The following is a 6,038-nucleotide window of genomic DNA, read 5'->3' as shown; positions in this document are numbered from 1 at the left end:
TTCGTCAGCACGCCCAGCGTGTCTGACCCCATTGCGAACTTCACGAGAGCCCACCCTTCGTTCGTGAATCACGTGCAGAGAACTCGAAAACTTTAACCAGGGGTCACGGGGGAGGAAAGCCAGATGAGAGAACTCTCCTTTTTCTCACGCCTGTGGAGGAGGGGTCAGTCACCCGCCTTCGCGGTCACACACCCGGGGGTCGCCACCCGAATCGCGCCGCCCGCTCCGACGCCACCGCGCCGCGTGCTTGCGCCTGAGTGATCGCTTCCTCCAGAGCACGGCATCGGTGGGGATCAGCTGTCCGGATGTCGCCACCCGGGTCACTCCGATGACCGGTGTCTTCACCGACGGATTTGCCCCCCACCGCAAGGCGTCGTCGAGCGTGGCGCCCACCGCCGGCCGGTGGGCCGGGCAGGGATTCCGTTTCAGCGACGCCGAAGCGGCGTGTAGCTCCGGCGCGAGACCATATCGAAGACGTCCTGTGCCGCATCGGGCGAAATCTCCTCGAGGTCGGAATCGAGGGGGAAACGAACGGCCTTGTCGACCGTGTGAGGCGTGTCGTCGGTCCACGAATCGACGTCGAGCAGTCGTTCGTCGACCGGGCCCTCGGGCGTCACCCGACGTCGGAAGACGGAGATGGGCACGCTCTGCCCGTCTATGACGCCCTCGCGAATGAAGTAGCGCTCCTCCGGCGCCGACGAGAAACTGCGCAGCGCGGCCAGCGCCGATGCCGGAATCTCCATCGCGTCCGCCGATCCGGGGTTCACGGCGAGACCGACACCGGAGCCCGCGCCGCCGACCAGGATCCGTCCGGGCATCATCAGCGCACTCCGGTTCTGACCGAATTCGGCGGGTACCCGGTCGACAGCAGTGAACGCTGCAAGAAAGCTCGACCCACCGCGATGCACGACGAGCGGATTCACCGCAGTCGGTTCGGGGGTTCCCTCGGTGAGGACGACCAGCTCGAAACCGAGCAGTGCGGGTGCCAGCTGCTCCACCGCCCACTCTCCTGATCTCGCCAGTCTGATCGCGAGCTCGAGATCGTTCTCGGGACGGGGGTCTGTCATCGTCAGGCTCCTTCAATAGACAGCGCCGCAGCGCCTCTATCGCCAACCGACCCCATGACGACATCGCTGCGCTGATGAGGACCCACTGACGCCCCGATCAGCAATCGCTCCGCTTCAGGCGTGCGATTCAGTCGTCGACGTCGTCGAGCGCATTGAGAGCGTACGGGAGCTGGTCGCGCTTGGGAACGACGATCGGCATGTTTCCGATGAGCATCTCATCGAGATCGCCGCGCTGGACGTAGCCATGACCCTGGTAGGAGAAAACCCAATCTGCTCCCGCCTCGACGGGCTCGCGAGGAATCACCCGCTCGACGCCGTCGTCGGCAGCCGAGGTGGACAGGAATCGCAATGCAGCTTGCTCTGCTTCCGTCTTAGTGCGCATCAGTCCGTCGCTTTCCGTGATGAGGAGTCGAAGTCGGAAAGCGCCCTCGAGGTAGTCGAACGGTCGGAGCGCCGCGATCGCGGCCAAGCGCCAGGCGATCGGATACAGCCATGTCGTCGACGAACCGTTCTCCCGCATCAGCGCACGCCTCATGACCTCGTCGCCTGCGGCCAGGCGAGCCCTCTGCGCATCGACCGGTTCCGCGCTCGACGGCGTGGAAACGGCGTCCCCGTTCTCCGGGATCACGCAGGGGCCGTTGCCGGCCAGCGCCTGGAAGACATCGCCCTGAACGGCGAACGCCGCGGATTGATAGCCCTGCACTCACCACGCGCCGTAGTCGAGGGTCTCTCTCACGAGGACGCACCGCAACCCCGCCGCGGTCTTCGGCGTGCGGGAGATCGCGGCGCACGATCTCCCGCGCGGATTCTGCGTCGATCATCTCAGCCCCGTCTTGTGACGTTCAGACCGGTGCTGGTGTATCCGGGAGTGGATGCCGCGGGATGCGTCCTCAGCGGCGGCGAAGCGGGACATACGTGCGGCTGGCCACCATGTCGAAGATGTCCTGGGCCGCGTCGTCGGAGATCTCCTCCAGAGCGGAGTCGAGTGAGAAGCGGACGGCGCGGTCGAGCAACCCCCGGGTGTCGGGAGCCCACGTGTCGACGTCGACGAGGTACTCGTCGATCATGCCGGTCGAGTCGCTGCGTCGGCGGAAAAGGCGAGCGGGCACGAGCTCGCCGTCGATCCGCAGCTCACGCACGAAGTATCGCGGTGAGTCCGCAGGGGTCTGGGCCTGGCGTTCCGCAGCCTTCCCCTGGCGATTCTTCTCGTGCCAGGCGGCCACGCTGTTGAGCGAGCGCAGGCGAGAGAGGAAGTTCTCGAGGGCGGGTTCTTCCGACGAGAACTCGCGGCGTCCGATCGGGGTCGCGCGCTCGTCGGTCGCGAAGACAACCCAACCGTCCGAGGTCCGCTGGATCGCGATGACGTCGGTCTCGTTCGTCGCGTCCTCGAACCAGCGGTATCCAGTCAGACCCTCGGTGCGGATGGCGTCGAGGACCTCCTCGCGTGTCAGCGTCACTGACGGACCGCCTTGATCAACCCGAGCCTCTCCATCATGTCGGTACTGAGCGGGAACAGGTACTGCGTCCCCCCGTCGCGCTGGCCGAAGCCCGGCGCGATCGGACCCACCTGCACGCGCAGGTCTTCGAACGACAGCTGGTACGCGTTCATGAGGTTGGCGATCTCCTGGCGCAATTCCGCATCGGGGTGGTTGCGCACCGCCGCGGGGATGTCACTCAGATCGCCGGTGTCCTCGTACTGGTGATAGTGCGCGGGGTCTTCCACGTAGGGGAGAGACCGCGACGCGTAGTCCGCCGGCCCATCTTCGCCGATCGGCGAGGTGAAACGACCGCCGGGACCGTAGCGGTCGACGAGGGTGCCGGCGGCCGGGTGGCCGTCCTCGCGGGTGACGATGACCTCACCGTCGCTCCCCGTGCGCGTCGCGAATCCGTCGTGCGGGACCTGGCTCCAGTGTTGGGGTAGTCGAGCCGCAGCGATTGGAAGAAGTCTGCGGGTACTTCTAGGGCCGGTATTCGATCAGATCCCTCTCGAAACGGAGAGCTTCTAACGCGTCTTCGAGGGCCTCCGATTCGTCCTCGAACGTCCGCAACGTCTTGTCGATGATGGAGGCTCTCTCATCCGTGGAAACCGTCACCCATCTAGTGCCGTCTTGGAACACGCACACCTTGTTCGAGGTGGTCCCGTCTGGAACGCCCACGTGGAGGTACTTCCCAAGGCGCTCCGCCTCGACGATCTGCTCAAAATGGGTCGGACCGATCATGGGATCTCCCTCATCACTCTTAGGACAATCATCACATCGACGGGTAGAAGCAGCTCACCCGAACTCCTCCGCCTGACGCCCCCTGTCTGTGAGCCATCGTCATTCGATGGGCGGTCGCCACCCCAAATCGCGCCGCGCGCTCCAGCGTCGCCGGACCGCGTGCCCGCGCTTGTTGGATTGTTTCCTGCAGCACGTCATCGGTGGGGATGAACTGTTCGGATGCGGGGACCGACTCGCCCAGGACCTGCAGGCTCAGCCCGGACAGGTCTCGGCGGGGGCCGAGGGGAATCAGAGTGGTGCCGGGCAGGAATGCGACCTCGCCGTCCTGAGGTGACGCGGACAGCAGCGCGACATCGCGTGCCGTGCTGCTCACGATGACGATCGCGCCGACACCTTCGAAGTTGCCTGTTGCGAGACGAACATCGCGGGTCGCGGGGAGCACCGAATCGAGCGGAATCGGGGCGGTGATCTCCCGCGGGAAACCCCTCCAGCACAGTCCCCGATAGACCGGAAGCGCCGCCAGTGCGTTCGTCAATCCTGAGTTGTCGCTCATTCGTCGTTCTCCGCCTCCTCTTCGCCTTACGCGCGGCTCTGCCGGCTGGTCTTCACATTCGTTGTTCAGTCTGCTGTCGAGTTTCGATTATTTGAATTGCACGGCGCACGCCATCCTCCCCGAGGTCTTCTGCCTGACCCCCACGTTGCGCCATCTGAGACGATGAAGCGGAGATGTATGGTCCAACCCCAGAGGGGTCCTGAGCGACGAAATCCAGGCCAGGGAAATATCCGCCCTCGTCTATGTGAACAACCGTGCGCGGGGACTTGAGCGCATTCAGCGTCGACGTCCACGTCTCGCCCCAGGTTGAGAATGCCCATTCACTGAGGATGACCGCGGCCGGAGGGCGCCACAGGATGGTGGTAAGACGAGCGCCGCCGGCGAACACCTGGACGTGCGAAATGCCCAATTGGACGGTGACGCCTCCAGCGTCTCCCACCACGAACCTCAGATCACCGATCTGGCGTAGGGCCGCGACTTCAGCGACGGACGCCAGACAGCCTGATGCCGCGTCTGTCCATCGCGCCCGGGGGTCACCAGAGCGTCGACCACCTAGCATCTTCTCGATCCCCACGGAGCCTAGCGTGTTGTTCACGTGTGTCTCGAGCTGTCGCCAAAGTTCGGACGAGTCGGGGAGATTGCGGGTCGTCAATTTCTCACCTCCCGCATGTGAATGTGCCAGACGCCCACGGCGTCCTGAAATTTACTGAGAACTTCGAATTTTGTGCTCCTCTGACAGAGGAATTCCGCTTCTCCAGCGTATCGAGACAGAGGAGACACCGACGACGGCGTTACTCCGTCGATTGTGATGATTCCTGGTGTCTTGCCCTGTCCCAGCGCCAAGTCGGCGAATTCTTGAGCGATGAAGGGGTTCGTAGTTGTGCTCATGAAAGATGCATCGCTCCAGTGGTCGCCCGGGATGAACTGGTCGAGGAGATCGGGGCTGAATGTTATTCCGCGAGAGAAGAAACGGCCGGGAATCGCCTCGCCGGGCAAATTTGCGAGTCCCTGTGTCAAGTCCCTTGCTCGGCTTTCGAGCAGCTCGTTGTTGCGGTCGACATGTTCCTGGGACTCGTGCCACTCCTTCGTGACCGTGCGGTACTTGTCGGGGGTTGCGGGAGCCACTGTCGTCGTCGACCCGCCCCACGAGCCCTGGTAGGTCGGCATGGCGGTCGCACCGCCGTAGGGCGACTGCGCGGCCGTCCACGCGGGGTTGATCTCACGCACCTGCACGCCGCCCTGAATCGAGTCGACGAAGGCTTTCGCCTCGATACGCAGCGAGTCGAGTTCGGCTTTGATCGGGCGCACATCGGCGGCGAACGCGATGAGGGCCGACGACACCTCGGCGAGCTTGTCGCCGACCTGCGTGGCCTGCGAGCTCACGGGTGCCATGAGTCCGAGCAAGGTGGGGGACTCCGGCGCTTCGTAGACACCGGCCATGCCCTGCCAGGTGAAGTTCACGTTCGAGCCGTGCTCGGTCACCCGGCCCGAGATCGTGCCGATCGTGCGCGCGTTCTCCTCGATGGCATCCGGCTGGATGTCGGCACCCGGGATCTTCTCGAAGTCGATGGGACTCGGCATCACATGACTCCGCGCGGGAGAACGGGCGGGTACACGGCTGACACGGCGGCCGACTGCGCGTTCGCGGCCATCTCCATGTCACCTGCGATGTAGGCCTCAGTGGCGGTGACGACGCCCTGCGCCGCGGCACCGATCCGGGTGCTGATGCCCTGGATGCGCGGCCCCTCCTCCTGCTGGAAGTACGCCTGCACGGCCTCCGAGATAGCACCCGAATGGGTCGCCGTCACCGCTCCCTCGAGCGCGGGGCTCAGCGCGTTGAGTGCCGTGCCGAGTGCCTCGGCCTCGACATTCACCTACTGCAGCACCGCTGACACACCCGACGGCTCAATACGCCACGCTGTCATCGCGTGCCCTCCTTCGCTCTCTTCTTCCCCTGTGCCGCTCATCGGGCTGCGGCGCGGCGACGATGCCAGGAGCGTGTGGCCCCCGGCATCGCGGGGGAACTCAGCCGATCGACTCCACGGCCGCGCGAGCCTTGCTCAGCGCGGTCTGGGCCGACTCGTCGTTGCGCTCGAGCGACGAACGCAGCGTCTGGATGATGCCGCGTACCTCGGCGGCGGCGTTCTTCCACCGCAGCTCCTTGCCGCGGTAGTCCTCCGACACCCCGTCGGCGGAGTA

8 protein-coding genes are annotated in these 6,038 nt (G+C 65.0%); all 8 read right to left on the bottom strand.

Annotation, left to right across the window (positions count from 1 at the left end; genetic code table 11):
• Window positions 1-425: 425 nt before the first annotated feature.
• Window positions 426-1,067 carry an SseB family protein gene (locus AS029_RS16720; RefSeq protein ID WP_058233731.1) on the bottom strand — a complete coding sequence of 214 codons (642 nt, stop codon included), beginning with the start codon at window positions 1,065-1,067 and terminating at the stop codon, window positions 426-428.
• 127 nt (window positions 1,068-1,194) lie between these two features.
• Window positions 1,195-1,770 (bottom strand): YrhB domain-containing protein, encoded by a 576-nt coding sequence (locus tag AS029_RS16715; RefSeq protein ID WP_058233730.1) that lies wholly within the window; start codon window positions 1,768-1,770, stop codon window positions 1,195-1,197.
• Between the two features lie 187 nt (window positions 1,771-1,957).
• Window positions 1,958-2,524: a hypothetical protein gene (locus AS029_RS16710; protein WP_058233729.1), complete on the bottom strand. Its 567-nt coding sequence runs from the start codon at window positions 2,522-2,524 to the stop codon at window positions 1,958-1,960.
• Window positions 2,521-2,790: a glycohydrolase toxin TNT-related protein gene (locus tag AS029_RS17750; RefSeq protein WP_058233728.1), complete on the bottom strand. Its 270-nt coding sequence runs from the start codon at window positions 2,788-2,790 to the stop codon at window positions 2,521-2,523. The genes AS029_RS16710 and AS029_RS17750 overlap by 4 nt, the downstream gene beginning before the upstream one ends.
• A gap of 235 nt (window positions 2,791-3,025) precedes the next feature.
• Complete coding sequence (locus AS029_RS16700) at window positions 3,026-3,286, bottom strand: acetate and sugar kinases/Hsc70/actin family protein (RefSeq protein WP_058233727.1); 261 nt, start codon at window positions 3,284-3,286, stop codon at window positions 3,026-3,028.
• A 31-nt stretch (window positions 3,287-3,317) separates the two neighbouring features.
• Complete coding sequence (locus AS029_RS16695; protein ID WP_167345301.1) at window positions 3,318-3,821, bottom strand: hypothetical protein; 504 nt, start codon at window positions 3,819-3,821, stop codon at window positions 3,318-3,320.
• 666 nt (window positions 3,822-4,487) lie between these two features.
• A complete protein-coding gene (locus AS029_RS16690; protein ID WP_058233725.1) occupies window positions 4,488-5,420 on the bottom strand; it encodes an ADP-ribosyltransferase family protein in 933 nt (310 codons plus the stop codon).
• Window positions 5,420-5,713, bottom strand: a complete 294-nt coding sequence (locus AS029_RS16685) for a DUF6507 family protein (protein ID WP_058233724.1) — start codon at window positions 5,711-5,713, stop codon at window positions 5,420-5,422. Before AS029_RS16685 ends, AS029_RS16690 begins: the two co-directional genes overlap by 1 nt.
• Window positions 5,714-6,038: the final 325 nt, after the last annotated feature.

It is taken from the genome of Microbacterium enclense (assembly GCF_001456955.1).
GTDB classification, from domain to species: Bacteria; Actinomycetota; Actinomycetes; order Actinomycetales; family Microbacteriaceae; genus Microbacterium; species Microbacterium enclense.
Note: the sequence above shows the minus strand (reverse complement) of the source record. Positions and strands in the feature narration are given on the sequence as shown.

What these genes read in the sequence shown, in the direction of transcription:
- AS029_RS16720 (WP_058233731.1), bottom strand. Translation starts at nt 1,067, where the DNA reads ATGACAGACCCCCGTCCCGAGAACGATCTCGAGCTCGCGATCAGACTG.
- AS029_RS16700 (WP_058233727.1), bottom strand. Translation starts at nt 3,286, where the DNA reads ATGATCGGTCCGACCCATTTTGAGCAGATCGTCGAGGCGGAGCGCCTT.
- AS029_RS16690 (WP_058233725.1), bottom strand. Translation starts at nt 5,420, where the DNA reads ATGCCGAGTCCCATCGACTTCGAGAAGATCCCGGGTGCCGACATCCAG.